The following is a 25,572-nucleotide window of genomic DNA, read 5'->3' on the forward strand; positions in this document are numbered from 1 at the left end:
TTCACGAATGGCGTTTATCAAAAGACAAACGCCATATATTCGCATAGCTTCTATTAACTATATAATTACATTATATACAAATGAATACGAACCTATTATAAAGAGATAATTTACATTTGCAAGATTACTGCTCACTTTGTCCCGACGGAGTGTTGCCGTTGTTGGACGAGCGGGAGCGCCGACGACGGTGATTCCGACGTCTTGCATTCGAGCTCTTCTGAGCCTGTTGGGCCACGTTTTCTCCCCCCTCCTTCTTCGGACTTTCGGGTGCGGCAGCCTTCGTATTTTTAGCCGACGGGGGCTTCGAAACATTCTCCCTGGCCCCCTTATCACCCCGACGACGATTGCGGGAACGGCCTCCGTTGCGACCTTCACCCCCACCGTTGTTTCTACCGCCACGGCCGCGACGACGACCGCCGTTCTCCTGGGCGGGAGCATATACCGGACCTTCGCCCAAACCCTCGGGCAATTCCCGTTTGGCAATCTCATAACCCAAGAATGATTCGATGCGGTGGAACTTACCCTGCTCCTTCTCCGAGACAAAGGTGATGGCCGTACCCTCGGCATTGGCCCGGGCCGTACGACCGATGCGGTGGATATAATCCTCGGGGTCGTGAGGCACATCGTAGTTGATGACCAATCCTATCTGGTCGATGTCGATACCCCGCGAAATCACATCGGTAGCCACCAGAATGTCGATTTTGTTGTTCTTGAAATCGAGCATGACTGCCTCGCGCTCGGGCTGTTCCAAATCGGAGTGCATGGCTGCCACCTTGTACTTTTTCCGTTTGAGTGCGAAAGTCAGCTCCTTCACCTTCTGCTTCGACGACGAGAAGATGATGGTCTTCGTGCCGGTGGGCTCTCTGAATAGCCAGTCGATAATCCCCATTTTCTGAGTCTCGTAGCAGACGTAGGCCGACTGGTCGATAGCCTCGTTGGGCTTCGAGATGGCCACATTCACCTCTACCGGGTCGTTCATGATATTCTTAGCCAACTGGCGAATCTTGGGCGGCATGGTGGCCGAGAACATGATGGTCTGCCGCTTGGCGGGCAGGCTGTTGCCTATCTTCATGATGTCGTCGTAGAAACCCATGTCGAGCATGCGGTCGGCCTCATCGAGAATAAAATACTCGACGCCCGAAAAATCAACATTCGAAATGTTCAGGTGCGAGATGAGCCGCCCCGGTGTAGCGATAATGATATCGGCACCCAGGGTCAACCCGCGCTTCTGTTGTTCCCACGAAGAGCCGTCGCCCCCACCCGATACCACAGCCGTGGAGATGGGCAGGAAATAGGAGAAACCGGCAAACTGCATGTCGATTTGCTGAGCCAGTTCACGAGTAGGTGCCACAATAATCGCCCGCACCTTGTCGCCGCTGCCCGGATACTCCGAGAGCAGATTCAACAAAGGCAGGATATAGGCAGCCGTCTTGCCCGTACCGGTCTGGGCACAAGCAATCAAATCTCTTCGTTGCAATATCACGGGAATGGTTTGTTCCTGCACCGGGGTAGCCTCTTGAAAGTTCATGGCATCAAGCCCCTGCATAACCTCTTCCGACAATCCGAATTCTTCAAATGTCATATCTTTCTCCTTAAATTTTTTCTTTTCATTTATCTATTTCAACGCGAGGAATTACAAGCCATCGAGGCCTCATTTCCCCTGCTCCTCTCTTTTACGGAGCAAATGTACAAAAAAAAGGCGATATGCCGTTGCATATCGCCCTCTATTCCGTAGTTATATCGTCGCATCGTGATTACTGATGTTGAGGACGCAACAAATCGTTGACCGTCTTCACCGGATTGAAGGTCTCGGCAGGGACCTCGACAAACACGGTGTTCCAGTCGCTCATGGCCCCGTTCCACAGGCCCGGCAGTTCAAGCGCCTTCAACTCGCGTCCGTTCTTCGACTTGTGCGAGATGAAGCCGGTATTCTTGTCGACATAGCGGGGCAAGTCGTATTTCACCCCCTGCCCGTTCCGTACGGCACATACCAGGTCGACGGGATTGAAATGCGTGCCCGACTCGAATTGTTTTCGAGCCTCGGGATTCGACATATCGATTTGCGAACTTTCCAGAATTTGCAGCGAAGTGGTTCCGTCGGCATTGTAGCCCACAAAGGGGCCTCCGCCCGGCTCGCCCGAGTTGCGTACCATGCCGCACACCCGAATGGGACGATCGAACTTGCGCAACAGATACAGTGCCAGTTCGGCATCTTCCAGATTCTTGGTCTCTTCGTTACGCACAAAGAGTTTCCGGTGCAGGAACTGAATCATTTCGCGCAAATCGTCGATGGTATATTTGCCGCTCTTCAACATGGCGGTATAGCGGTTTATCTCGGCCTGCAAGGCCACCAGCACGCCGCCGATAATCTTTTTATAACGCACGGTGGGAGCTTTGAGTCGGTCGGGCACCACGTTGTCAATATTCTTGACAAAGATTACCTCGGCGTCGATGTCGTTGAGATTCTCGATGAGAGCCCCATGACCTCCGGGACGGAACAACACCTTGCCATTCTCACGGAAGGGCTCGTTGTTCATGTCGACGGCAATCGTGTCGGTCGAGGGCTTCTGCTCCGAGAAACTGATGTTGTAACGCACCCCGTAACGTTTCTCGTAATCGGCCTTCTTCGAGGCGACCAGCTCCTTGAAATGAGGCAGATGCTCGTGCGATACCGTGAAATGGATATTCACTTCGCCGTCGGAACTGGCTGCGTAGAGAGCACCTTCGGTCAAGTGCTCCTCCATGGCCGTGCGGTCGGTCGTCGTATAATGATGGAATTTAAGCAAGCCTTTGGGCAGGGCACCGTAATTGAGGCCCTTGTCTTCGAGCAGATTCGACACCACGACCTTGTAGTTGCCGGCAGCCATCAGGTCGGCAATACCTTTCCCCTCGTTCTTCCGGCAAGCGGCATCGAGGTCGGCATAGAATGCAAAGTGATTGATCGAGTCGAAAAATTTCTTTTCAAAGTCGGTTTCAGGTTCGTTATAATCGGCCGAAAGGAAGGCAAACAGGTCTTTGAACATGCGGCTTGCGGCGCCCGATGCCGGGACAAATTTCACCACCTTGTGACCGTCTTTCAAATACCCCTCCCACAAATCGAGGTAGTGCTCGGCCTGCTGCTCATCGAGGGCCAAAATCCCATTCCCCACCGATGCCGATGAGGCTATTTTCAGGAACGGAAATCCCCGTTTGAACGAAGCCAACTGGTCTTCGACCACCCGAATGTCGATACCTTTCTCGGCAAACAAGTTTAAATCCTCTGTTGTAAACATATCTATATAAATAATGAATTTTAATTCTGTTCCCAAAACTACAAAAAGCTCTAAAAAAAAGCACATTTTTAACTATAAAAATATATATTTGAGACAGATTTTTTTGATAATAGTCACACCTTATGCCCGAAAAAAGCTATTTCACCCCCGAGGAAAGAGAGAATGTCCTGTCGGCCTATCGGCAATTGCTGCGTCACAGTGTGCCGGTCATGTCGCTCAGCGACTTCAATCGAATGCGCAAACTCATCACCGAAGCAGTCACCACGGGGCACTACCAGCGAAACAAACAGGGCATCAATCCGGTCGTGCGCAACCTCAACACGGCACTCATCTTGTGCGACCGCGTGGGGGTGGAACGCAGCATGCTCATTGCCGTATCGATTTTCAATCTGGTCGTGAGCGAGTTTCTCACCATCGAAGCCGTGCAAAAGGAGTTTGGCGACGACATTGCCCACGTCATTCGGGGCCTTATCAAGTCGAACAGCCTCTATGCCAAGCAGGCGGCCGTCGAGAGTGAGAACTTTCGCAAACTGCTGCTCTCGTTTGCCGAGGACATTCGGGTCATCATCATCATGATTGCCGACCGCTTGTGTGTGATGAAGATGATCAACCATCACCCCAACGAGAAATACCGTTACGACGTGGCTTGCGAGGCGTCGTACCTCTACGCGCCGCTGGCCCACCGGCTGGGGCTCTACTCCATCAAATCGGAACTCGAAGACCTCTCGCTCAAATATACCAACCGCGAAATCTACGATCAGATAGCCCACAAGCTCAACGAGACGAAACGGAGCCGCGACAAATACATCACCGAATTTATCGAACCCGTCAAACGGAAGCTCGAAGCCGAAGGGCTGAACTTTGAAATCAAGGGGCGTACCAAGTCGATTTTTTCCATCTGGAACAAGATGAAAAAGCAGAAGGCCGACCTGGAAGACATCTACGACCTCTTTGCCATTCGGGTGATTTTGGAGACTCCGCTCGACCAGGAGAAGGCCGACTGCTGGAAGGTCTACTCGATTGTCACCGACATGTACCAACCCAACCCCAAGCGTATGAAAGACTGGCTCTCCATTCCCAAGTCGAACGGGTATGAGTCGTTGCACATCACCGTGTTGGGGCCCGGTCAACGCTGGGTCGAGGTGCAGATACGCACCCGCCGTATGGACGAGATTGCCGAACGCGGACTGGCAGCCCACTGGAAATACAAGGGCATCAAGAGCGAGTCGGGACTCGACGACTGGATGAACAACGTGCGCGAGGTGCTCGAAGCGGCCGAACACGGCGGAGCCTTGGAGCTGATGCGCGACTTCAAGATGGACCTCTACGACAAGGAGGTGTTTGTCTTCACCCCCAAGGGCGACCTGTACAAGCTGCCGCTGGGGGCCACCCTGCTCGACTTTGCCTTCCTCATTCACACCGGGCTGGGCTGCAAATGCGTGGGCGGTCGCGTGAACGGGAAAATCGAGACCATCAAATACAAACTCAAAAGCGGCGACACCATCGAGGTGCTCACCTCGCCCAACCAGACTCCCAAGCAAGACTGGCTCAACATCGCCGCCACCTCGAAGGGCCGGGTAAAAATCAAGCAGGCTCTCAACGAGCAGCAGAACAAGGATGCCGAGTATGGCAAGGAACTGCTACAACGCCGCTTCAAGAACCGCAAAATGGAGATGGAAGACGGCATCATGATGAAGCTCATCAAAAAAATGGGCTACAAGACGGTGACCGATTTCTACAATGAACTGGCGGCCGAACACATCGACGTGAACCGGGTAATCGACCTCTACCTCGAAATCGAACGGAAAGAGAACAACGAACCGTATGAGGTGCGAACGGCCGAGGATTTTACCCTGCAACCGAGCGAACACGACGAGACGAAAGAGGACGAGCTCATCATCGGCGGCGACGTGAAGGGTATCGACTACAAACTGGCCAAGTGCTGCAACCCCATCTTCGGCGACGACATCTTCGGATTCGTGTCGACCGAGGGAACCATCAAGATACACCGCAAGGACTGCCCCAACGCCAAGCACATATACAGCCGCTACCGCTACCGGGTGGTCAACGCCCGCTGGTCGGGAAAGATGGGATCGAAATACATCTGCGTGCTGCGGGTGGTGGGCAACGACGACATCGGTATCGTCACCAACATCACCTCCATCATCTCGAAAGAGAAGAACATCTATATGCGAGGCATCTCCATCGACTCGAACGACGGGCTGTTCCAGGGCCACATCACCGTCATGGTCGACGACACCTCGGCTCTCAACGGTCTCATCAAGAAACTCAAAACCGTGAAAGGAGTGAAAGATGTGCAACGGAGTTCGGTAAATTGATATGTACAACTAAAAAACACAATATGATTAAACACTTCTACCTGTGGATATGCGCCAGTGCCATTTTGCTATCGACCTGCGGCGACAACAGCCACGAAGCCAGCGAGCAATATGAAAAAGCCGTGAAGCTCTTCGAGGCTGGTCAATACGAAAGCGCCCGAAATGCCATCGACAGCATCGAGCAATTGTACCCCAAAGCCTTCAAGCAGATTAAAGAGGGTATGTTGCTTCTGTGTAAAGTCAAACAGAAAGAGAGCGAACGCAACCTGCTCTATATCGACAGCGTACTCAAAGTGAGACGCAGCGAACTCGAAGCGGCCAAAAAGGCTTTCCGGTTCGAGAAAGATGCCAAATATCAAACCGAGGGAAACTACGTCTACAACAAGTTGCCCAAACAGGAGGCCATCACCCGCAGCCAGTTGAAAGTGCTGGTGACCGAAAACGGTCAGATGCAACTGGCCAGCGTCTACTACGGCAGTGCACCGCTGAAACACAGCTCCATACGGGTTACCCTCCCCGACAAAAGCAAAGCCGAGACCCTGGCCATCGGGTATGACGGGGCCAACAACTACCGATTCAGCAACGACGGAAAGTATACCGAAATCGTCACCTACAAAGACGGACAATGCTCGGCCGTGGCTTCGCTCATCGCCGACAATACCGACAAGGCCATCACCCTCACCTATCTGGGAGGCAGCCGCTACACGCTCGTCCTCGACCGCCTTACCCGCGAAGCGGTCAAGGCGACCCGCGACCTTTACAACCTGATGCGTAGCGTCGACGACCTCTCCCGCGAATACCAGCTCAACGTGCGCACGCTTGAACTGGCCGACAAACAGGTAATGCAGCTCGAAAAGCAACAGGCCGAAAAATAAATCGTACTCCCCGCAAGGGAGGGAGAGCGTAAAAAAAGAGAATAGCGTTCAGAATCAAACGGCCGCCCCGACCTAATCACCCGGCCTAATCCAGATTGTTGCTACGTAGCCAGCGGAAGATTTCGGTATAGACCGATTGGCGTGCAGCCGGTTTCGACAACACCAGGTCGTGCAGCCCCTCCTGCACCTCAAACTCGGTTACCCGGGGACCCAGCGTACGACCGTAGCGGGCAATATCCTTCACATCGAGTACCGCATCGCCCGACTGATGTTGCGGAGTCCACTTATCGCCCTGCACCGATTGACTCGAATACATCAACAAGATGGGACACGGTATGTGCAACCCCTTGTGCACCTGATTGTGGCCACGATGTATGGCACGCACCCAAGCTGCCGTAACAGGCGGCGAGACCTTGAATTTCAAGTTGGTATCATACTCCCACTCCCCGTGATAGGCCTTCAACAGACTCTCGGCATAGGCTGTGGAGTTGCCTTGGCTTATTTTCGTACCCTTGAAACAACGGCCCCATGACGACACAAGGGGGACCAACACCTTCTCGTAAAAGCCGCTCATGTTCATGTCGAGGAAAGGGCTGTTGAGGATAAGCCCCTGTACCGGCAGGCTGTCGCGATGTGCCTCGCAGTAGAGCGAGGTGATGAGCCCTCCCGTCGAGTGCCCCATGAGCACAATCTCGCGGTTTCCCTCCTGGCGAATCAACGTCAAAGCCGTATCGATGTCGGCAAAATACTCCTGCAAATCGCGCACCTCAAAGGGCGTCTGCCCCGGCAGCAGCGAGCGGCCATACTTGCGCAGGTCCACAGCATAGAAATTGAAACACGAATCGGTAAAGGTTTGGGCCATCGACTTCTGGAAGAAATAGTCGTTATACCCATGCACATAGAGGATTGCCCGATGCACATCGCCACACGGCGACAGGCTGCGCACCAGCGTGGTCACTACCCGGCCGCTGTAATCGTCGGGCATGACCAATGTTCGAGACTCAAACCCTTCGCCCAAACGGTCGGGGCCGTATTGCGCCAACGAAAGAAAAACCCCCGTAGCTACCCCTAGCAGCACGACGACGGCCAGAGACCTGGAAAACCTAATCTTCTTCATTACTTTTTTTACCTTTTACCGTTAATCTTCCAACGAGTTTTTCAAATTACCGAAAACCTTGGCCAACATCGCGCCAGCCATCTCGACCTCGCTGTCGGAGAAGCCTTCGAGTGCCATGCGCATGATGGCCGTGACCAGCGGTTTGGTAGAATCTTCGAGCTCCCTACCCTTGTCGGTGAGGTGTATGAGATTGATGCGACGGTCCTTCACACCCGGTGTGCGGATAACGAGCTGCTGCTTTTCCAGATTGTCAATCAGGCGAGTCATACTCGGCTTGTCCTTGAAAGTTACGTTGCACAACTCCTGCTGCGTCACCCCGTCGCGCGACCACAAATAGTACAACACGGTCCACTGCTCGGGAGTGATGTCAATCGACAACTTGCGGAAACTGCGGTGCAGTTTCCGATTGATGGCCGCCGACAGCTTCCCGCTCATGAGAGCAAAGAGCATCTCTATGTTTAGTTCCGAAAAGTTCATAAGTTAATCATTGCTTAAACAACTACAAAAGTAACTTAACTATACCACAAAAACAAATTTAGCCTCTCTTTTGCTCACATTTTGCAAAAAAGAGGCTGTCCTATTTCGGGGGACAACGCTTTCCACGCCGCTCCCGGTCACCGCGCTCCGTCCCTCCCCCGACGCCTCTACACGAGAGCCATCTTGGGTGGGGAGCCGGCCCCCGGCTACATCTGCTCGTAATCCTTGGCCAAACCGCCTTCACCCGTCTCCTTGTAGAGTGACGGCAGGTCATGGCCGGTCTGCTTCATCACCTCGACCACCTTGTCGAACGATACCCGGTGATTTCCGTCGGTAAAGGCCGAATAGATATTGGCATCGAGTGCCCGGGCCGCGGCATAGGCATTCCGCTCGATACAGGGTATCTGCACCAGACCGCACACCGGGTCGCAAGTCATGCCCAGGTGGTGTTCGAGCCCCATTTCGGCGGCATACTCGATTTGTGCCGGACTTCCGCCAAACAGCTGGCTGGCCGCAGCCGACGCCATGGCGCAAGCCACGCCGACCTCGCCCTGACACCCCACTTCGGCTCCCGAAATCGAGGCATTCTGCTTCACGATATTTCCCACCAGGCCAGCCGTAGCCAAGGCCCGCAAGATGCGCATGTCGCTGAAATCGCGGCTCCGCTGCAAGTGATACAGCACGGCAGGCACCACACCGCACGACCCACAGGTAGGTGCCGTGACAATGCGGCCGCCCGAGGCATTCTCCTCGCTCACGGCCAGCGCATAGGCAAAGACCAGTCCCCGGCTCTTCAAGCTGTCCTTATACCCCTTGGCCTTGATATAATAGGAAGAGGCTTTCCGGCGCAAGTTCAGCGGGCCGGGCAATACACCCTCCTGGTCGAGACCCCGCTCGATGGCCTGGCGCATGACGGTCCATACCTCGCCCAGATAGTTCCAGATTTCACTATCCTCGCACTCCTGCACATACTCCCAATAGCTGCGTCCCGTGCGTTCGCACCAGTTGAGAATCTCGGTCATGCTGTTCATGGCATAGAGTTCGGGCGAGGCGTCGAGTTCCTTGCCCTCTTCGGCCAAAGCGCCCCCACCGATACTGAACACGGTCCACTCGTCGGTCACCTCGCCCTGGCTGTTCTTCGAGCGAAAGGTCATGCCGTTGGGGTGGAACGGAAGGAATACCGACGGCTTCCACACAATCTCGACCGGAGCGTGCGGACGCAGCGTGTCGAGAATGGCCACGTCGGTCAAGTGTCCCCGCCCCGTAGCAGCCAGGCTACCATACAACGTGACCTCGAAAGCAGCCGCCTCGGGGTGGCGCTCCAAAAACAGTTCCGAGGCCTTGCGAGGCCCCATCGTATGGCTGCTCGACGGGCCATACCCTATGCGATATATCTCTCGAATCGTTTTCATCACACCTATTATATATAAGTATAGAACAAAGATACGACAAATGCACATCGTCCGGTCGACCGGAAGTGGAAAAATTTCTTAAACCCCTCATAGTCTAATTCTGGCACAGTAGTCCAAGGGAGAAAGCGAGAAAGGAATCACCTTCCAAAAGGGTCGAAGCGGTCGCTCCCCAGGTGACAAATAGACCACTTCGGCGCAAGTATGTCCACTCCGGCGCACTCTTGTCACCCCTACTGCCGGGAAAAAGGGGAAAAACAGCATTGGCACACCCTTTGCAAGTAGTTAGGCGATTTCGGTAATCGAAAGAGAGCCGAGGTCCAAAACAGATAATAAACAACTTAAAGATAGGAGATTATAACTATGGTACCCATGAGAAAAAACCAAGGTTGGTTGCCCGACATTTTCAATGACTTCTTTGATAACCAATGGATGGAAAGAGCCAACGCTACAGCACCTGCTATCAACGTAATCGAACATGAAAACGACTACTGCGTAGAAGTGGCTGCTCCGGGTATGACAAAAGACGATTTCCAGGTTCACGTCGATGAGAACGACAACCTCGTGATCACGATGGAGAAAAAATCGGAAAACAAAGACGAGAAGAAAAAAGAGCACTATCTGCGTCGCGAATTCTCTTACTCGAAATTCCAACAGACCATGATATTGCCCGACGATGTCGACAAAAACAAAATTTCGGCTCATGTCGAACATGGCGTTTTGTCGGTCGAACTTCCCAAATTGCCTGTTGACAACAATGCCGGTGTAAGAAAATCGATCGAAGTTAAGTAAACGATTTCGGGAGAGTATCCCAGTCAGGCCGCGACCTTTTGCAAAAAGGCCGCGGCTTTTTTTATTGCCCGCCTGTCATAAAAAGAGAATCAAAAGTATTGTACAACCCGCAAGAATTTGCGTCCTTTGCACCCGGTTTTCGCAGGGGGCTGCCTTGACCGACACGCCCTGCGTTCAATAGGTTATTAAGGTACGTATGAAAAAGAGTCTTATCGCTTTGGCATTCGGCACGTTGGGGCTTGGAATCGCCGAGTTTGTCATGATGGCTATCCTTCCCTACATAGCCACCGATCTGCACATCAGTATTCCCACGGCCGGGCACCTCATCTCGGCCTATGCGTTGGGCGTATGCGCGGGAGCACCTCTGCTCACGCTGGCCCGCCGACGTCCGTTGAAGAATATCCTGCTCGGGTTGGCCACCCTCATGATGGCGGGCAACCTCTTTGCCTCGGTAGCTCCCAACTACTGGACGATGCTTATAGCCCGCTTCATCTCGGGGCTTCCCCACGGGGCCTACTTCGGGGTCTCCTCGATTGTGGCCGAGAAACTGGCCGACAAGGGCAAGGGGTCGGAAGCCGTGTCGATTATGATTGCGGGCATGACCATTGCCAACCTCTTCGGGGTACCGCTGGGCACCTCGCTGAGCACGCTGCTCTCGTGGCGACTTACCTTTCTGTTGGTGGGCGTGTGGAGCCTGATTGTACTCTATTTCATCTGGAAATGGGTGCCACAGGTCGAGGGTCTGCCCGACACGGGATTCAAAGGGCAGTTCCGGTTCTTGAAGACGAAAGCCCCCTGGCTTATTCTGGGAGCCACGCTGCTGGGCAACGGCGGTGTATTCTGCTGGTACAGCTACATCAACCCGCTGCTCACCCAGGTATCGGGATTCTCGGCCGAGAGCATCACCCTGCTGATGGTACTGGCGGGATTCGGTATGGTGGTGGGCAACCTGCTGGGAGGACGACTCTCCGACCTCTACACCCCCGGCCGGGTAGCTGCCTGCACCCAGTTCATTCTCTTCGTGGCCCTGCTTGCCATCTTCTTCGCAGCACCGACAGGCTGGCTCACCGTCCTGCTCATGTGCCTCTGCACCACCGGACTTTTTGCCGTATCGAGCCCCCAGCAAATCTCCATCATTCACTTTGCCAAGGGTGGTGAGTTGCTGGGTGCCGCCTGTGTGCAGGTAGCCTTCAACCTGGGCAATGCCATCGGCGCCTTTCTGGGTGGACTGCCTATCGAGGCCGGTCTCGGCTACCAATATCCGGCTCTCATCGGGGCTCCGCTGGCCCTCGTAGGCTCCGTACTGCTCATGCTGTTCTACAAAAAATACGAACCGAAAAGAGTCTGACAGCGACAAATATCAGACGGCAACGGCAAAAATTTGCAGAAAAAGAGCCTCAAAAGGTTGTATAATTGCCAGATAATCTCTACCTTTGCCCCGCAAATAAAAAACTATTAACCAAATACGTTAAACTAAACGAGTATGAACCATTACGAAACCGTTTTCATTTTAACTCCCGTTTTGTCTGATGTACAGATGAAGGAAGCGGTAGACAAATTCAAAACGATTCTCACCGAGCAAGGTGCCGTAATCGTGAATGAAGAGAACTGGGGATTGCGCAAGCTCGCCTATCCTATCCAAAAGAAAACCACCGGTTTTTACAACCTGCTGGAATTTGACGCCGACCCTTCTGTCATCGCCAAATTGGAAGTTCAATTCCGTCGTGACGAACGTGTAATCCGTTTCCTCACGTTCAGAATGGACAAATTTGCCGCCGAATACGCTGCAAAGAGAAGAAGTGTTAAATCGTCTAACAAAGTAGAAGAAGTAAAGGAGAACTAAAAAATGGCACAAGCACAATCCGAAATCAGATATTTGACTCCCCCGTCGGTAGACATCAAAAAGAAAAAATATTGCCGTTTCAAGAAAAACGGTATCAAGTATATCGACTATAAAGATCCTGAATTCCTGAAAAAATTCTTGAACGAACAAGGCAAAATCCTGCCCCGTCGTATCACAGGAACTTCGTTGAAATTTCAACGTCGTATTGCACAAGCTGTGAAAAGAGCCCGTCACCTGGCGCTGCTCCCTTATGTAACTGATATGATGAAATAATTAAACGAAGGAGGAATTTAGCATGCAAGTAATATTGAAAGAAGACGTCACCAATCTCGGTTACAAAGACGATATCGTGACTGTAAAAAGCGGATACGGCCGCAACTACCTCATTCCGCAAGGCAAAGCCGTTATTGCTTCGCCCATGGCTCTGAAAATGCGTGAAGAGGATCTGAAACAACGTGCTCACAAACTCGAGAAAATCAAAGCCGACGCTTTGGCTCTGGCTGCTTCGCTCGAAGGTGTATCACTCACCATCGGTGCAAAAACCAGCTCGACAGGTACCATCTTCGGTTCGGTTAACAATATCCAAATCGCCGAAGCTCTCGAAAAACTGGGTCACACCGTAGATCGCAAACAGATCATCATCAAAGACCCCGTGAAAGAAGTGGGTCACTACAAGGCTACGATTAAACTTCACAAAGAGGTTAGCGTAGAGATTCCCTTTGAAGTGGTTGCCGAATAATCAACTCAATCTTTATAGAAAAAGCGTTCGACCCAGGTCGAGCGCTTTTTTTGTGTCTATATAAAAACTTTTTCCTCTCCCCCTTTTCCGGGAACAGGAAATGTGAAGCAAACTACTTCAAGGAATCGGCCTTAACCGCGACGCGGCTTACCGTATCGCGACGCACGCGATAAGGCAACAGTTCCTGCAACTTGCCACCCAGTTGTTCAATAGTCAAGTTACGGGAATTTATCGTTCCGTCGGGATTGATTACCACAAAGGCCGGGACCGAGGCCAACGCATAGCACGACTCTACCTCGTCGGGGTCGGCTGCCATACATTGATGAGCCGGCAACCTTAGACGTTGTAAGGTCTCACGCCACAACTCGGCATCGTTGTCGAGCGAAACCGACAGGAAAGTGGCTCCCCGATAGCCAAACTCGCGATACAGTTGCCCCAACCGAACCATGGCTCGACACGAGGGATCGCTGCCCGCTTGCCAAAAACCGATGACGACATAACGGGCATAGCCCACATACCCCGACAGCGAGGTGTTCCGCCCCCACATATCGACCAGCGCCACATCGGCATAGGGGTTGCCCGGCTCTATCTTATCGGCATTGCGCAGGCGTTGAGCAATATCGGTGAGTATGGGTGCATTCTTGTCTCTCCCCCTGAACTCCGACAGTATCTTATCCAGCTCGGCTTCACTGAACCGGCTCTGCATCGATTCGAGCAACCAAAGCGAAGCCGGCGAATTGCGGTTCTTGCGGATAAACCGATAGGCCAGGTCTACCTCCTCATTGTCGAGCCGGCAATCCTGTCCATACATCTTCTGTTCGAGAGCGGCGGTCATTCGTCCCTTGTCAGCCAGATCGAGGTACCGGTCATGCAAGACACTCCGCAGCGAATCCAACCGGTGCGACCGGGCTTTATAGGTCTCAAAATCCACGTTCTGCCGAGTTCCCGTCACAGTCGAGAGTACGGTATCCATCTTGGCCTCTATGGTACCGTTTTCCAATACGAACAGGACAGGGACAGCCAGCGAATCGAGCGAACGGTTGAAGCGCAGGTAGGCCATAATCGGCACCTCCTGTTCGCCCCGGAACGAGAAGAGCCCTCCGTCGACAATGGCACTGTCGAGATTGACCAACTCGTCGCCATTACTGTGCGACAGATAGACAATATTGCCGTCGGCATCGGCATTACTCACATGGCCGTTAATCACATACGAGGTTTCGACACCGCCCCCACAACCTGCACACAGCAACAAAGGCAGCATCAGATAGTAGACTCTGTTCATACGTTTCTGTTTCTCACGAACAAAGATACGGAAGATTTTTGTACCTTCCCCTTTCACGTCCCCGATAATCGATATTTCCAGTCCAAAACCACACATAGAGGACTCTGTACAGCCTGATTCGACCCGGCCACACTCTTCCAGTTCTGTCCCTGTGCCGACCTCTATTCGTCCTGATCGTCGAGACTATCCCACACCGAATCCTGTTGCTCGATATACTCTTCGTAGTAATAGGCAAAACCTTTCCGACTCGAAACGCCCATCGTATCGCACCACTCTTGATAATCGGCTTCCAGTTGCGGATCATCATCCATCATCGACCGAAATACCTCCTCCGACAAGTCCAATGTGCGATACTGCTTAATAACATCATCAATTATGATTGTAACATCATTATTCATGGCATTCTATTTAGCAATCAAAACACATTATTATATATTTGGTTCAAATATAATGATTCTTTTATAAAAAAGCATTACAGAAAAACAAAAAAGCCAATACACCTCCACCCCGAAATTCACGCTTTGCATTCACGTCATCAACGGGACAGACCCTCCCCCGATATACCCCAGCCTTCACATAAAACGCCACACGGCGAAAATTCCACCTGCACAGAGATCGTCCATCGCTTTTTTAGCAAGATTTATTATCTTTGCCTTACCGAAAAAACGACATGCAAAATGATTTATAACGAACGAAACACTCGTAAAGAGGCTGTGTGCGAAGCGGCCAAACAGATTATGATGGCGGCCCGCACCGCCCCCAAAGGCAAAGGGGTGGACATTATCGAGATTGCTACCGTGACCGGCGACGACCTGCTGGCTCTGGCCGACCAGATGCGGCTCACCAGCGAAAAGCGCGGCATGAAGTTTTTCCTGCGCGATGCCGGCAACATCGAACAGTCCGACGCAGTAATCCTCTTCGGTACCCGCCGACAGGTTCAAGGTCTCAACTGCGGCTATTGCGGCTACCCCACCTGTGCCGAGAATCCCCAGGAGAATCCCTGCGCCATCAACTCGATCGACGTAGGTATCGCCATCGGTTCGGCCTGTTCCAAAGCGGCCGACATGCGCATCGACACACGGGTGATGTTCTCGGCCGGGGCTGCTGCCGAAGAGATGGAGCTGCTGCCCGACTGCAAGCAAGTCATCGCCCTGGCTCTGAGCGTGTCGTCCAAGAGCCCCTATTTCGACCGCAAACCGCAAACCCCGAAGCCATGACCCCTGCGATACTCTTCCCGGCCGAATGGTATCCCCAATCGGGCATTCAGCTTACCTGGCCCCACGAGGAGACCGATTGGGCCTACATGCTCGACGAGGTGACTGCCTGCTATATCGAACTGGCCCGTGAGATTGCCCGGCGCGAACGGCTGCTCATCGTCACCCCTCACCCCAAGCAAGTGAAACAGCTGTTGCAAGGGGTGGTCGACCTTGAAGCGGTGACTTTTGCCCAATGCCCTACCAACGACACCTGGGCACGCGACCATGGCGGCATCACCCTCTTCTGCGACGGAACACCCGCCATCTACGACTTCAAATTCAACGGGTGGGGACTCAAATTTGCCGCCAACTACGACAACCTCATCACCTCGACACTCTGCCGACAGGGACGGTTCAACGCCCGGTATGAGAACCGGCTCAACTTCGTGGTCGAGGGAGGTGCTCTCGAAAGCGACGGAGCCGGAACCCTGCTCACCACCAGCGAATGCCTGCTCTCGCCCAACCGCAACGGCGAGTGGTCACAGGCCCGCATCGAAGAGTACCTGAAAGAGACCTTCGGTCTGCAACGCGTCCTGTGGCTCGACCACGGCTATCTGGCCGGCGACGATACCGACAGCCACATCGACACGCTGGCCCGATTTGCCCCCGGCAACACCATCGTGTATGTGCAATGCACCGACCCGACCGACGAGCACTACGAGGCTCTGCGCCGCATGGAGGAGCAGTTGCGCACCTTCACCACCCTCGAAGGTACACCCTACCGGCTGCTACCCCTACCCATGGCCAATGCCGTCTACGACGAGAACGGAGAGCGACTGCCGGCCACTTACGCCAATTTCCTGATTATGAACGATGCCGTGCTATACCCCACCTACCGCCAGCCTGCCAACGACCAGGCGGCCGCCCAAGTACTGCAACAGGCCTTCCCCGACCGGGAAATCGTGGGAATAGATTGCTCGCCACTCATTCGTCAGCACGGTTCGCTGCACTGCGTGACCATGCAATACCCCAAAGATGTTTTACGATAAAACGAGAATAACCGTCATGAGCGAAAAAAGAATCAAAGTCGGACTTGTCCAACAACACAATAGCGGCGACATCACCGACAACATGAACCGTCTGAAACAGCGCATCGAACAATGTGCCGCCCAAGGGGCCCAGCTTGTCGTGCTGCAAGAGCTGCACAACAGCCTCTACTTCTGCCAAACCGAGTCGACCGACTGCTTCGACCTGGCCGAACCCATTCCGGGTCCCTCGACCGATTTCTACGGACGACTGGCAGCCGACCTGCACATCGTGCTGGTCACCTCGCTCTTCGAGCGCAGGGCTCCCGGTCTCTATCACAACACGGCCGTCGTGTTCGACACCGACGGCTCCATGGCCGGGAAATACCGCAAGATGCACATACCCGACGACCCCGCCTATTACGAGAAATTCTACTTTACCCCCGGCGACCTGGGATTCACGCCCGTCAAAACCTCGATAGGTACTCTGGGCATACTGGTATGCTGGGACCAGTGGTACCCCGAGGCTGCCCGCCTCATGGCGCTGCAAGGGGCTGACCTGCTCATCTACCCCACCGCCATCGGTTGGGAGAGTTCCGACACACCCGAGGAGCAGAAGCGCCAGCAGGAGGCCTGGATTATCTCACAACGCGGACATGCCGTGGCCAACGGCCTGCCGGTGATTGCCGTCAACCGGGTGGGGCACGAGCCCGACCCCTCGCAACAGACCCGCGGCATTCAGTTCTGGGGACACAGTTTCGTGTGCGGCCCTCAGGGCGAAATGCTCGCCGCCGCCCCCAGCGACAGCGAGTGGTGCCAGGTGGTCGACATCGACCTGGCCCGCAGCGAGAATGTGCGACGCTGGTGGCCTTTCCTGCGCGACCGCCGTATCGACGCCTACGACAACATTTTACGCCGGTTTGTCGACTGACCGGACGGGGTGTCGGATTGTTCCCGGCACCCCGTTTCGATACCGCCGCGACGGCCCGTTGATTTTTCTTAGAGGCTCTTCGTTATTATTTGATAAAAAAAGAAGATAAATACCCGCAAAACAGCTATTTTTGTAAATCATTATCGTCGATATATGGATATGAAATCAAATAGCCCCGACAAACAACTGAACCTGGACAAGCGTTACATACGCATGGCGCAAATCTGGGCCGAAAACTCTTACTGCCAGCGGCGTAAGGTAGGAGCCTTGATTGTCAAGGATAAAATGATAATCTCCGACGGCTACAACGGTACACCGGCCGGATTTGAAAACTGCTGCGAGGACGAGACGGGTCACACCTTCCCCTTCGTGTTGCACGCCGAGGCCAACGCCATCACCAAGGTGGCCCGCAGCAACAACAGCAGCGACGGAGCTACCCTGTATGTAACCTCATCGCCCTGCATCGAGTGTGCCAAACTGATAATCCAGTCGGGTATCAAACGGGTAGTTTTCTCGGAATATTACCGACTGCAAGACGGCATCGACCTCTTGCGACGGGCCGGTATCACCGTCGATTTCATCGACCCGCAAGCCGATGACGAAACACCGCAAACCTCGGGACAATAAAACGAAGTATCATCTTCATTGGGTCACTGTAAAAAACCGGAAAATCGAAAAGAACGATACCGAGCAGCCTTGCCAAGTGGAGAGACGACAACCCTCCATTGACCCAAGCCTGCTCCCTATCGCAGAAATCCAAAATACAAGAACGCGTTTAATTATTTATCCGCACCGATTATGAACAACAAACAAGCTCGTTTCGTCTGGGTCCCCCTGCTCGTAGCCGTCGCTGTCGTGGGAGGCATTTTGATCGGACGATTCTTCTCTTCTGAAATTCCCTTCGGCAACAGCGCGCGATACGACAAAATCGAGAGCCTGCTGCAATGTATCGAGCAACAGTATGTCGACACCGTAAACCGGGCCGACCTGATTGAGAATGTCATGCCCAAGATTTTGGGCGAACTCGACCCCCACTCGGCCTATATCCCGGCCAAAGACCTGGAAAGCGTCAATGAGGAGTTGGAGGGCTCGTTCAGCGGAATAGGGATTCAGTTCAATATCCTCAACGACACCATCAACGTGGTGAGCGTGATACCCGGAGGCCCCTCCGAAAAGGTGGGTATCCTGGCCGGCGACCGCATTGTGGCCGTCGACGACTCGGCCTATGTGGGCAAAGAGATTACCAACGAAGGGGTGATGAAGCACCTGAAAGGGCCCAAGGGATCGACCGTCAAGCTCGAAATTCTGCGCAAGACCTCCAAGAAACCCCTCACCTACGAGGTGACACGGGGCGATATTCCGGTCAACAGTGTCGACGCCGCCTTCATGCTCGACGACCGTTCGGGCTACATCAAGGTGAGCAAATTCGGGCGCACCACCTACGACGAATTTATCAATGCCCTCTCCAAACTGAACAACGAAGGGGCCCAGAACTTTATCATCGACCTGCGTGGCAACAGTGGCGGATTGATGGATACCCCCATCAACATGGCCAACGAATTGCTCCCGGCCAACCGACTCATCGTTTATGCCGAGGGCAAAGCCTTCGAACGTGAAGATGCCATATCGAACGGTACCGGCACCTTCCAGGAAGCACCGCTTATTGTTCTCACCGACGAGTGGTCGGCCTCGTCGAGCGAAATTTTTGCCGGGGCCATACAAGACAACGACCGGGGCCTCATCGTGGGTCGCCGCACCTTTGGCAAAGGGTTGGTACAACAGCAGATTCCGTTCCGCGACGGCTCGGCCATACGGCTCACGGTAGCCCGCTACTACACCCCCTCGGGCCGCTGCATACAGAAAGAGTATCAACTGGGTAAGGCCGACGATTACAGCATGGACATCGTCAACCGATACATACACGGCGAGTTCTTCAACGTCGACAGTATCAAGCAAAACAAAGACTTGGTATTCCACACCGTCAACGGTCGTGAGGTATATGGCGGCGGCGGTATCATGCCCGACGTCTTCGTGCCCCGCGATACGACGGGAGTTACCTCCTACTTCAACAACGTAGCCAACGAAGGGCTGCTCTACCAGTACTCCTTCGACTACACCGACAAGAACCGGGAGCGCCTCGCCAAAGCCAAGACCGTGGAAGAGCTGCTGCCCATGCTCGACGCCAACACGCTGCTGAACAGCTTCGTGCAATATGCCGCTCAAAAGGGTATCCGTCCTCGGCCCGTCTACATCAACATCTCGCGCAAACTCATCGTCAACACCTTGCAAGCCTACATAGCCCGCAACATGTTGGGCGAAGAGGCCTTCTACAAATTGCTGTTGCGCGATGACGAAACACTGCGCAAGGCTCAGGAAATCCTGAACGATGGCAACCAATATCAAGAGCTGCTGAGCAGCCCGACCGAGCCCCAAGAAAAACAATAACCGGCCATGCTCGACAAGCGGCAAATCAGGCAAGAGATCAAGCACCGGAAGCAGGGCATCACACCCGACGAGCGGGAACGGCTCTCCCGGCAGATTTGCCGGGCCATCGAGTCGCTGCCCGGCTTTGAACGTGTGGTTCATCTGATGCTCTATCACGCCTTGCCCGACGAAGTCGACACCCGCCCCCTCCTCTCGAAATGGGCCCGGGACAAACAGCTCTATCTGCCGATTGTCGACGGCGATGACCTCATTGTCGCCCCCTATGCCGAAGGGGCCATGAAACAAGGGGCCTTCCACATTTGGGAACCGACCGGGACAACCGCCATCGACCCGGCCCGACTCGAATGGATTGTGGTACCCGGGGTAGCCTTTGACCGGCAGATGAACCGGCTGGGACGGGGCAAAGGTTTTTATGACCGATTGTTGCAACAGACGCCGGCCCGCAAGATAGGCATCTGCTACGGGCTGCAACTGGTCGACGAGATTCCGACCGAGCCCCACGACATGAAAATGGACCTGATTGTAACCGAAAACGACATTATCTATAAAAACGACGAGATATGGCACTAATCAACGCCGAGAGCAAACTTTGCGACGTAATCCTGAACGAGCCTTCGCTGATACCGGTCATCAACCGGTTTGGTATCATTTTGGGCGTGGGCGACAAGAACATTCGCACCGTATGCGAGGAGAAAAATCTCGACTGCGAATTTTTCGTAACGATTCTCAACACCTTCATCAACGAAGACTATTTCCCCGAGAACCGGCTCAAATCGTTCTGTGCCACCCAGATTGTCGACTACCTTACCCAGACCAACACCTATTACCAGCAGTTCCAGATACCCAACATCGAGCGGCATTTCAACTCGCTCATCAACCAGAGCGACAGCGACAACAACAACCTCGAACTGATGAAACAGTTCTTTGAAGAGTTGAAGAAGGAGTTGCTGACCCGCATCGAAAAGGACCGCACCCTGTGGTTCCCGGCCATCAGAGCGGCCGCCGAAGTGCTGCACGGCGAATCCTACGGCGACCATATCCGCTACGACCACGACGAAGCCGATTCGCTCGAAGAGAAGCTCGACGACCTGAAAAGTCTCTTTGTCATTCACCTGCGTGGCGAATACGATCTTAACCTGTGTCACGGTGTCATCTTCGCCCTGTACAGTCTCGAAAAGGACATCAAGCAACACAACCGAATTCGCAACCGCATCTTGCGCCCCATCGCCGACGCCATGTTGAAAGCCTGCCGGGACAAAGCATAAATCTACACCATGCGCATCGCTGTCATTACACCCCACACGTTGATGAACCTCGGATTGAAGCATCTGTTTCAAAGATACTTCGACGTCACTCCTGCGCTCTACAACCGGGCCGACGGCTTCTTCAACGACACCCCCGAACAGTTCGATGCCTATATTCTGCAACCCGACCTGCTGGTAGCATACAGCGATTTCTTCCTGCCCCGCAAAAGCAAAATCATGTTGCTCACCACCCATTGCGAAACGGCTACCGAAACCTTTGCCCCTGCGCTGCCGGTCCATGAAAACGAGGAGGCCATGCTCGAACGTATCGAACGATTTATCGAACAGCTCGACCGACAATCCGAGAATCTGAACCACGACCTCTCTCCCCGCGAGACCGAGGTGTTGAAACTGGTAGCCAAGGGGTTCATGAACAAGGAGATTGCCGACCAACTGAATATCAGCATCAACACGGTGCTCAGCCACCGCAAGAACCTCACCGCCAAACTGGGCATCAAAACCGTGTCGGGACTCAGTTTCTATGCCATGATGAATGGCTACATCTCAGACATCGACAACAAATAATCCAATGGCCTTATACGCATAAAGCACTTTCATTTTATCGAAAAACGATAAAAATATACTGTTTTTCTTGTTTGTCTAAAAAATAATTCCTTTCTTTGTCTTATCAATACAACATAGTCCACATGTTTTACGACAAACAAACTCAACGGAAGATACGGTTACTCACCCTGTTAATTGCACTGCTCATACTCATTCCCATCGTGCTCGATTTCTACAAGGGGTTCATGCTCGGATTCAACTCCTCGTTCATCGGGTTGGAAAACGGATTGGAAGAATCATCGCTGCAAATATGCACAATCAAATCCCAATCGATGCAACTAATTGAATATGGCACCATACCAGGGCTTATGCTGTCGGCCGACGGAATCCTCTACATACCCGATGCCATGATACCGTTGGGACTGAAAATTAGTGCCGTATTCTTTGCGCTGCTCTCGCTGGCCGCACTCATCGCCATGGTAGTCATGCTGGTTAAACTTATCCGCTCGGTTGCTGCCGACGGGCTCATGAACCGCAAAAACATCAAACGGTTGCGCCTGCTCTCCTACTTCATGATTGTCTTCTATCTTATCAGCTATATCGATATGTTAATATCGACCAGCTATTATCGTTCCCATCTCGACCTGGGCAACAATACCCTCTGCTATCCCGAGTTGAGCGCATCGGTCACTATCGCATTCATACTGCTACTCTTGACCGAAATATTGAAGATTGCCTACAAACAACGCGAAGAGTTGGACCTCACCATATAAATCATTGCCTATGCCGATTATTGTCAACCTTGATGTCATGATGGCGAAACGGAAAATTTCGCTCAACGAGCTTTCGGGCAAAATCGATATTACCCCCGCCAACCTCTCTATCTTAAAGACAGGAAAGGCCAAGGCCGTGCGCTTCTCGACTCTCGAAGCCATCTGCCGGGAACTGAACTGCCAACCCGGTGATATACTCGAATATCAGGACGACGAAGAAACAACAAAATAATAAACCTATATTTATCATTAAATCAAACAACAATGAATTTACGAATGGTAAAATCGGGATTAGTACTTGCTTTCCTGGCCATTGCCCAATGGGTGCCGGCCCAGCAAGCTCCTCAGATGGAAGCATTGCCCATCGATCCCAACGTGCGCTACGGTGTACTTGACAACGGTCTCACCTACTATGTGCGCCACAATGAAACACCTAAGAACCGGGCCGAGTTCCACATTGCCCAAAAGGTAGGCTCGATTCTCGAGAATGAGGACCAACGCGGTTTGGCTCACTTCCTCGAACACATGGCCTTCAACGGGACCGAACATTTCCCCGGGAAGACAATGCTCAACTATCTCGAAAACAACGGTATTAAATTTGGTGTGGACCTCAACGCCTACACCGGTTTCGACGAGACGGTATACCGCATCTCCAACGTCCCCACACAGAATCAGAATCTGGTAGACTCGTGTCTGCTCGTGCTCTATGACTGGGCCTGTGCCATCTCGCTCAACGACAAGGATATTGACGAAGAGCGTGGTGTAATCCACGAAGAGTGGCGCACACGTGCCGATGCCGACTGGCGCACCTGGGAGGCCACGGTACCCGTCATGTTCGAAGGCAGCCAGTATGCCAACCGCATGCCTATCGGTACAATGGAGGTTGTCATGAACTTCCCCTACCAGGCTTTGCGCGACTACTACCACAAATGGTATCGCCCCGACCAACAGGGCATTATCGTAATCGGAGACTTCGATGCCGACAAGATGGAGGCTCAGATCAAAGAGCTCTTCGGCAAAATCAAAATGCCCGAGAACGCCGCCGAGCGCATCTACTACAACGTGCCCGACAACAAAGAGCCTATCTTCGCCTTCCACAAGGACAAGGAGGCTGCCTACACGCGTGTAGACATCTACATGAAACACGACCCCATGCCGCGTGAAATGAGAGGTACCATCAACGGTGCCATCACCGACTACATGAACGGCGTGGTAGGTATCATGTTCAACAACCGCATCACCGAGATTACCCAGAAACCCGATGCTCCCTTCATTGCAGGTGCCATCTTCGACGGCGACTTCTTCGTATCGAAGACCAAGAGTGCCTTCACTCTCATCGCAGTGGGTAAAGACAACGGTGCCATCGACGCCATCAAAGGCATCATGCGTGAAGCCGAGCGTATCGACCGTTACGGATTCACCGCTTCGGAGTATGACCGGGCTCGCGCCACGATGCTCTCGAACTATGAGAACCTCTACAAAGAGCGCAACAACCGCAAGAACGTCGACTATGCCGAAGAGTATATCCGCCACTTCATCGATGGAGGCTATATCCCCGGCATTGAAATGGAGTACAACCTCATCAAACAAATGTCGCCGGCCATCACCGTAGACATGGTGAACCAATATGTAAAATCGCTCATCAGCGAAGACAACATGGTTATCTCGCTCACCGGTCCCGACAAAGAGGGCGTCACCTACCCCGACAAAGCCCAGGTGCTGGCTGCTATCAAAGAGGTAGAGGCCGAGGAGGTTGCCCCCTATGTAGACAAGGTATCGAACGAACCCCTCATCTCGAAAGAGCCCGTAGCTGGTAAAGTAACCAAGAGCACGGCCGGCAAGAAATTCGGCACGACCGAATGGACCCTCTCCAACGGAGCCAAAGTGGTGCTCAAACCCACCGACTTCAAGAGCGACGAAATCACCATGCTGGCTGTGAGCAAGGGCGGATATTCGCTCTACAATACCAGCGACCCGACTCTGGCTCTCGACCTCAAATCGCTCAACGAAGTAGTAGAGCTGGGCGGTCTCGGTCAATTCGGCAAAACCGACCTCATGAAGGTTCTGGCCGGCAAGCAGGTATCGTCGAGCTTCTCGCTGAGCGAGGCTCAGGAGTCGGTTTTCGCTTCGTGCGCTACAAAAGACCTCGAAACGATGATGCAACTCGTCTACCTCACCTTTACCGACCTGCACCGCGACGACGAGGCTTTTGCCGCCTGGAAAGAGCAATCGAAAGCCGCTCTCGTCAACTATGCCAATACGCCGCAATACATTTTCAGCGACTCGCTGTCGGCTACACTCTACAACCACAACCCCTTGCGCCGTCAGATGAAAGCCGAGGACATCGACCAAATCAGCTACGACCGCATTCTCCAAATTGCCAAAGAGCGCACGGCTAATGCCGCCGACTATACCTTCATATTCGTCGGTAGCTTCAACACCGACTCGCTCAAACCTTATGTAGAGAAATACATCGCCTCACTCCCGGCCAACAAGAACCGTGAGAAAGTGGGTAAACTGATCGAAACGCAAAAAGGCATCATCAACAACAACTACAACCAGCCGATGGAAACGGCCAAATCGACCGTCTATGCCATCTATTCGGGCGACCAGAAATACGATTTGCGCAACTACCTCATGCTCAGTATCCTTGACCAGGTGATGGACATTGTCTATACCGAGACCATTCGTGAGGAAGAGGGCGGTACCTACGGCGTAGGTACCATGGCCGATTTCTCGCCCGTCGATAACTCGTGGCTGTTCCTCTTCGGATTCGACACCAACCCGCAAGACGAGAAACGCCTTACCAAGCGTGCTCACGCCGAGTTGATGAAAGTAGTGAACGAAGGTCCTCGCGAAAAAGATTTTGCCAAAGTAAAAGAATACATGCTCAAAAAGCACGCCCAGAACCAACGTGAAAACTCCTATTGGAGAGAAATCATTCGCAGCAACGAACTGGGTTATGGCGATAACGACACCAACTACGAAGAGACGCTCAACAGCATCACCATCGACGACATGAAAGCCTTCACCAAGAAATTGTTCGACGGAAAGAACATCATCGAGGTAACCATGACCGGTGTCGTAGAAAACGAAGCCAAGTAAAGACCTTATTACCCGGTAAGGTTCGCCCTTGCCGACGATACCCATAGCGGGAGGATACCGTCGAGTATCCTCCCGCTTCTTTTTTAAACCACCTCGTCGCGGTATCTGGATTCCGCATCAAGTGAGGAATGACGAGAGTGCACG

25 protein-coding genes are annotated in these 25,572 nt (G+C 53.1%); 18 read left to right on the forward strand and 7 right to left on the reverse strand.

The features are described 5' to 3' along the window. Positions 1 to 124: 124 nt before the first annotated feature. The gene (locus BARVI_RS02030; protein WP_025277627.1) at positions 125 to 1,582 is read right to left on the reverse strand and encodes a DEAD/DEAH box helicase; all 1,458 of its coding nucleotides are present in this window, start codon (positions 1,580 to 1,582) and stop codon (positions 125 to 127) included. 172 nt (positions 1,583 to 1,754) lie between these two features. Continuing rightward, entirely contained in the window at positions 1,755 to 3,272 is a 1,518-nt protein-coding gene (locus tag BARVI_RS02035; protein WP_025277628.1) for a DUF4301 family protein, read from the reverse strand. Positions 3,273 to 3,394: 122 nt separating this feature from the next. Here BARVI_RS02035 and BARVI_RS02040 point away from each other — a divergent pair, with 122 nt between their 5' ends. Both BARVI_RS02040 and BARVI_RS02045 read left to right on the forward strand, forming a co-directional pair. Beyond that, on the forward strand, positions 3,395 to 5,611 hold the full coding sequence (locus BARVI_RS02040) for a RelA/SpoT family protein (RefSeq protein WP_025277629.1): 2,217 nt from the start codon (positions 3,395 to 3,397) through the stop codon (positions 5,609 to 5,611). A gap of 23 nt (positions 5,612 to 5,634) precedes the next feature. Further along, positions 5,635 to 6,486 (forward strand): outer membrane protein assembly factor BamD, encoded by an 852-nt coding sequence (locus BARVI_RS02045; protein WP_025277630.1) that lies wholly within the window; start codon positions 5,635 to 5,637, stop codon positions 6,484 to 6,486. 85 nt (positions 6,487 to 6,571) lie between these two features. Here the strand turns inward: BARVI_RS02045 and BARVI_RS02050 are convergent, their stop codons facing one another. The 3 genes from BARVI_RS02050 to BARVI_RS02060 all read right to left on the reverse strand — a co-directional run bounded on the left by BARVI_RS02050 (position 6,572) and on the right by BARVI_RS02060 (position 9,492). Next, entirely contained in the window at positions 6,572 to 7,603 is a 1,032-nt protein-coding gene (locus BARVI_RS02050; protein ID WP_038534237.1) for an alpha/beta hydrolase, read from the reverse strand. A 21-nt stretch (positions 7,604 to 7,624) separates the two neighbouring features. Then, positions 7,625 to 8,080, reverse strand: coding sequence for a MarR family winged helix-turn-helix transcriptional regulator (locus BARVI_RS02055; RefSeq protein ID WP_025277632.1), 456 nt, complete (start codon positions 8,078 to 8,080; stop codon positions 7,625 to 7,627). Positions 8,081 to 8,286: 206 nt separating this feature from the next. Further along, positions 8,287 to 9,492 carry an L-serine ammonia-lyase gene (locus BARVI_RS02060; protein ID WP_025277633.1) on the reverse strand — a complete coding sequence of 402 codons (1,206 nt, stop codon included), beginning with the start codon at positions 9,490 to 9,492 and terminating at the stop codon, positions 8,287 to 8,289. Between the two features lie 360 nt (positions 9,493 to 9,852). Here BARVI_RS02060 and BARVI_RS02065 point away from each other — a divergent pair, with 360 nt between their 5' ends. The 5 genes from BARVI_RS02065 (at position 9,853) to rplI (ending at position 12,863) form a co-directional block, all read left to right on the forward strand. After that, the gene (locus BARVI_RS02065; protein ID WP_025277634.1) at positions 9,853 to 10,281 is read left to right on the forward strand and encodes an Hsp20/alpha crystallin family protein; all 429 of its coding nucleotides are present in this window, start codon (positions 9,853 to 9,855) and stop codon (positions 10,279 to 10,281) included. A gap of 196 nt (positions 10,282 to 10,477) precedes the next feature. Then, entirely contained in the window at positions 10,478 to 11,629 is a 1,152-nt protein-coding gene (gene araJ, locus BARVI_RS02070) for an MFS transporter AraJ (protein WP_025277635.1), read from the forward strand. A gap of 135 nt (positions 11,630 to 11,764) precedes the next feature. Next, positions 11,765 to 12,124, forward strand: coding sequence for a 30S ribosomal protein S6 (rpsF, locus tag BARVI_RS02075; RefSeq protein WP_025277636.1), 360 nt, complete (start codon positions 11,765 to 11,767; stop codon positions 12,122 to 12,124). A gap of 3 nt (positions 12,125 to 12,127) precedes the next feature. Beyond that, on the forward strand, positions 12,128 to 12,397 hold the full coding sequence (gene rpsR, locus BARVI_RS02080) for a 30S ribosomal protein S18 (protein WP_008861846.1): 270 nt from the start codon (positions 12,128 to 12,130) through the stop codon (positions 12,395 to 12,397). A gap of 22 nt (positions 12,398 to 12,419) precedes the next feature. Next, positions 12,420 to 12,863, forward strand: a complete 444-nt coding sequence (gene rplI / locus BARVI_RS02085) for a 50S ribosomal protein L9 (protein WP_025277637.1) — start codon at positions 12,420 to 12,422, stop codon at positions 12,861 to 12,863. 112 nt (positions 12,864 to 12,975) lie between these two features. Here the strand turns inward: rplI and BARVI_RS02090 are convergent, their stop codons facing one another. Further along, positions 12,976 to 14,145: a TlpA disulfide reductase family protein gene (locus BARVI_RS02090; protein ID WP_198015977.1), complete on the reverse strand. Its 1,170-nt coding sequence runs from the start codon at positions 14,143 to 14,145 to the stop codon at positions 12,976 to 12,978. Positions 14,146 to 14,306: 161 nt separating this feature from the next. Further along, positions 14,307 to 14,543, reverse strand: coding sequence for a hypothetical protein (locus BARVI_RS02095; RefSeq protein WP_025277639.1), 237 nt, complete (start codon positions 14,541 to 14,543; stop codon positions 14,307 to 14,309). A 279-nt stretch (positions 14,544 to 14,822) separates the two neighbouring features. On the opposite strand from BARVI_RS02095, the gene BARVI_RS02100 reads away from it, so the two are divergent. The 11 genes from BARVI_RS02100 to BARVI_RS02150 all read left to right on the forward strand — a co-directional run bounded on the left by BARVI_RS02100 (position 14,823) and on the right by BARVI_RS02150 (position 25,428). Beyond that, positions 14,823 to 15,362 (forward strand): ferredoxin domain-containing protein, encoded by a 540-nt coding sequence (locus BARVI_RS02100; protein WP_025277640.1) that lies wholly within the window; start codon positions 14,823 to 14,825, stop codon positions 15,360 to 15,362. Then, entirely contained in the window at positions 15,359 to 16,390 is a 1,032-nt protein-coding gene (locus BARVI_RS02105) for an agmatine deiminase family protein (protein ID WP_025277641.1), read from the forward strand. The genes BARVI_RS02100 and BARVI_RS02105 overlap by 4 nt, the downstream gene beginning before the upstream one ends. Positions 16,391 to 16,406: 16 nt before the next feature. After that, the gene (locus BARVI_RS02110) at positions 16,407 to 17,297 is read left to right on the forward strand and encodes a carbon-nitrogen hydrolase (RefSeq protein ID WP_025277642.1); all 891 of its coding nucleotides are present in this window, start codon (positions 16,407 to 16,409) and stop codon (positions 17,295 to 17,297) included. A gap of 153 nt (positions 17,298 to 17,450) precedes the next feature. After that, the gene (locus tag BARVI_RS02115) at positions 17,451 to 17,924 is read left to right on the forward strand and encodes a deoxycytidylate deaminase (protein ID WP_025277643.1); all 474 of its coding nucleotides are present in this window, start codon (positions 17,451 to 17,453) and stop codon (positions 17,922 to 17,924) included. A 171-nt stretch (positions 17,925 to 18,095) separates the two neighbouring features. After that, a complete protein-coding gene (locus BARVI_RS02120; protein WP_025277644.1) occupies positions 18,096 to 19,742 on the forward strand; it encodes a S41 family peptidase in 1,647 nt (548 codons plus the stop codon). Between the two features lie 6 nt (positions 19,743 to 19,748). After that, positions 19,749 to 20,312, forward strand: a complete 564-nt coding sequence (locus BARVI_RS02125; protein ID WP_025277645.1) for a 5-formyltetrahydrofolate cyclo-ligase — start codon at positions 19,749 to 19,751, stop codon at positions 20,310 to 20,312. Further along, a complete protein-coding gene (locus BARVI_RS02130) occupies positions 20,303 to 21,007 on the forward strand; it encodes a hemerythrin domain-containing protein (protein WP_025277646.1) in 705 nt (234 codons plus the stop codon). Before BARVI_RS02125 ends, BARVI_RS02130 begins: the two co-directional genes overlap by 10 nt. A 9-nt stretch (positions 21,008 to 21,016) precedes the next feature. Next, complete coding sequence (locus tag BARVI_RS02135) at positions 21,017 to 21,571, forward strand: response regulator transcription factor (protein ID WP_051401066.1); 555 nt, start codon at positions 21,017 to 21,019, stop codon at positions 21,569 to 21,571. Positions 21,572 to 21,693: 122 nt separating this feature from the next. After that, positions 21,694 to 22,323, forward strand: coding sequence for a DUF2975 domain-containing protein (locus BARVI_RS02140; protein ID WP_157232475.1), 630 nt, complete (start codon positions 21,694 to 21,696; stop codon positions 22,321 to 22,323). A gap of 10 nt (positions 22,324 to 22,333) precedes the next feature. Next, the gene (locus BARVI_RS02145; protein ID WP_025277649.1) at positions 22,334 to 22,555 is read left to right on the forward strand and encodes a helix-turn-helix domain-containing protein; all 222 of its coding nucleotides are present in this window, start codon (positions 22,334 to 22,336) and stop codon (positions 22,553 to 22,555) included. 32 nt (positions 22,556 to 22,587) lie between these two features. Beyond that, a complete protein-coding gene (locus BARVI_RS02150; protein WP_051401067.1) occupies positions 22,588 to 25,428 on the forward strand; it encodes a M16 family metallopeptidase in 2,841 nt (946 codons plus the stop codon). Positions 25,429 to 25,572 lie beyond the last annotated feature (144 nt).

The organism is Barnesiella viscericola DSM 18177, assembly GCF_000512915.1.
Lineage (GTDB): Bacteria > Bacteroidota > Bacteroidia > Bacteroidales > Barnesiellaceae > Barnesiella > Barnesiella viscericola.

What these genes read in the sequence shown, in the direction of transcription:
- BARVI_RS02030 (WP_025277627.1), bottom strand. Translation starts at nt 1,582, where the DNA reads ATGACATTTGAAGAATTCGGATTGTCGGAAGAGGTTATGCAGGGGCTT.
- BARVI_RS02035 (WP_025277628.1), bottom strand. Translation starts at nt 3,272, where the DNA reads ATGTTTACAACAGAGGATTTAAACTTGTTTGCCGAGAAAGGTATCGAC.
- BARVI_RS02040 (WP_025277629.1), top strand. Translation starts at nt 3,395, where the DNA reads ATGCCCGAAAAAAGCTATTTCACCCCCGAGGAAAGAGAGAATGTCCTG.
- BARVI_RS02045 (WP_025277630.1), top strand. Translation starts at nt 5,635, where the DNA reads ATGATTAAACACTTCTACCTGTGGATATGCGCCAGTGCCATTTTGCTA.
- BARVI_RS02050 (WP_038534237.1), bottom strand. Translation starts at nt 7,603, where the DNA reads ATGAAGAAGATTAGGTTTTCCAGGTCTCTGGCCGTCGTCGTGCTGCTA.
- BARVI_RS02055 (WP_025277632.1), bottom strand. Translation starts at nt 8,080, where the DNA reads ATGAACTTTTCGGAACTAAACATAGAGATGCTCTTTGCTCTCATGAGC.
- BARVI_RS02060 (WP_025277633.1), bottom strand. Translation starts at nt 9,492, where the DNA reads ATGAAAACGATTCGAGAGATATATCGCATAGGGTATGGCCCGTCGAGC.
- BARVI_RS02065 (WP_025277634.1), top strand. Translation starts at nt 9,853, where the DNA reads ATGGTACCCATGAGAAAAAACCAAGGTTGGTTGCCCGACATTTTCAAT.
- araJ (WP_025277635.1), top strand. Translation starts at nt 10,478, where the DNA reads ATGAAAAAGAGTCTTATCGCTTTGGCATTCGGCACGTTGGGGCTTGGA.
- rpsF (WP_025277636.1), top strand. Translation starts at nt 11,765, where the DNA reads ATGAACCATTACGAAACCGTTTTCATTTTAACTCCCGTTTTGTCTGAT.
- rpsR (WP_008861846.1), top strand. Translation starts at nt 12,128, where the DNA reads ATGGCACAAGCACAATCCGAAATCAGATATTTGACTCCCCCGTCGGTA.
- rplI (WP_025277637.1), top strand. Translation starts at nt 12,420, where the DNA reads ATGCAAGTAATATTGAAAGAAGACGTCACCAATCTCGGTTACAAAGAC.
- BARVI_RS02090 (WP_198015977.1), bottom strand. Translation starts at nt 14,145, where the DNA reads ATGAACAGAGTCTACTATCTGATGCTGCCTTTGTTGCTGTGTGCAGGT.
- BARVI_RS02095 (WP_025277639.1), bottom strand. Translation starts at nt 14,543, where the DNA reads ATGAATAATGATGTTACAATCATAATTGATGATGTTATTAAGCAGTAT.
- BARVI_RS02100 (WP_025277640.1), top strand. Translation starts at nt 14,823, where the DNA reads ATGATTTATAACGAACGAAACACTCGTAAAGAGGCTGTGTGCGAAGCG.
- BARVI_RS02105 (WP_025277641.1), top strand. Translation starts at nt 15,359, where the DNA reads ATGACCCCTGCGATACTCTTCCCGGCCGAATGGTATCCCCAATCGGGC.
- BARVI_RS02110 (WP_025277642.1), top strand. Translation starts at nt 16,407, where the DNA reads ATGAGCGAAAAAAGAATCAAAGTCGGACTTGTCCAACAACACAATAGC.
- BARVI_RS02115 (WP_025277643.1), top strand. Translation starts at nt 17,451, where the DNA reads ATGGATATGAAATCAAATAGCCCCGACAAACAACTGAACCTGGACAAG.
- BARVI_RS02120 (WP_025277644.1), top strand. Translation starts at nt 18,096, where the DNA reads ATGAACAACAAACAAGCTCGTTTCGTCTGGGTCCCCCTGCTCGTAGCC.
- BARVI_RS02125 (WP_025277645.1), top strand. Translation starts at nt 19,749, where the DNA reads ATGCTCGACAAGCGGCAAATCAGGCAAGAGATCAAGCACCGGAAGCAG.
- BARVI_RS02130 (WP_025277646.1), top strand. Translation starts at nt 20,303, where the DNA reads ATGGCACTAATCAACGCCGAGAGCAAACTTTGCGACGTAATCCTGAAC.
- BARVI_RS02135 (WP_051401066.1), top strand. Translation starts at nt 21,017, where the DNA reads ATGCGCATCGCTGTCATTACACCCCACACGTTGATGAACCTCGGATTG.
- BARVI_RS02140 (WP_157232475.1), top strand. Translation starts at nt 21,694, where the DNA reads ATGTTTTACGACAAACAAACTCAACGGAAGATACGGTTACTCACCCTG.
- BARVI_RS02145 (WP_025277649.1), top strand. Translation starts at nt 22,334, where the DNA reads ATGCCGATTATTGTCAACCTTGATGTCATGATGGCGAAACGGAAAATT.
- BARVI_RS02150 (WP_051401067.1), top strand. Translation starts at nt 22,588, where the DNA reads ATGAATTTACGAATGGTAAAATCGGGATTAGTACTTGCTTTCCTGGCC.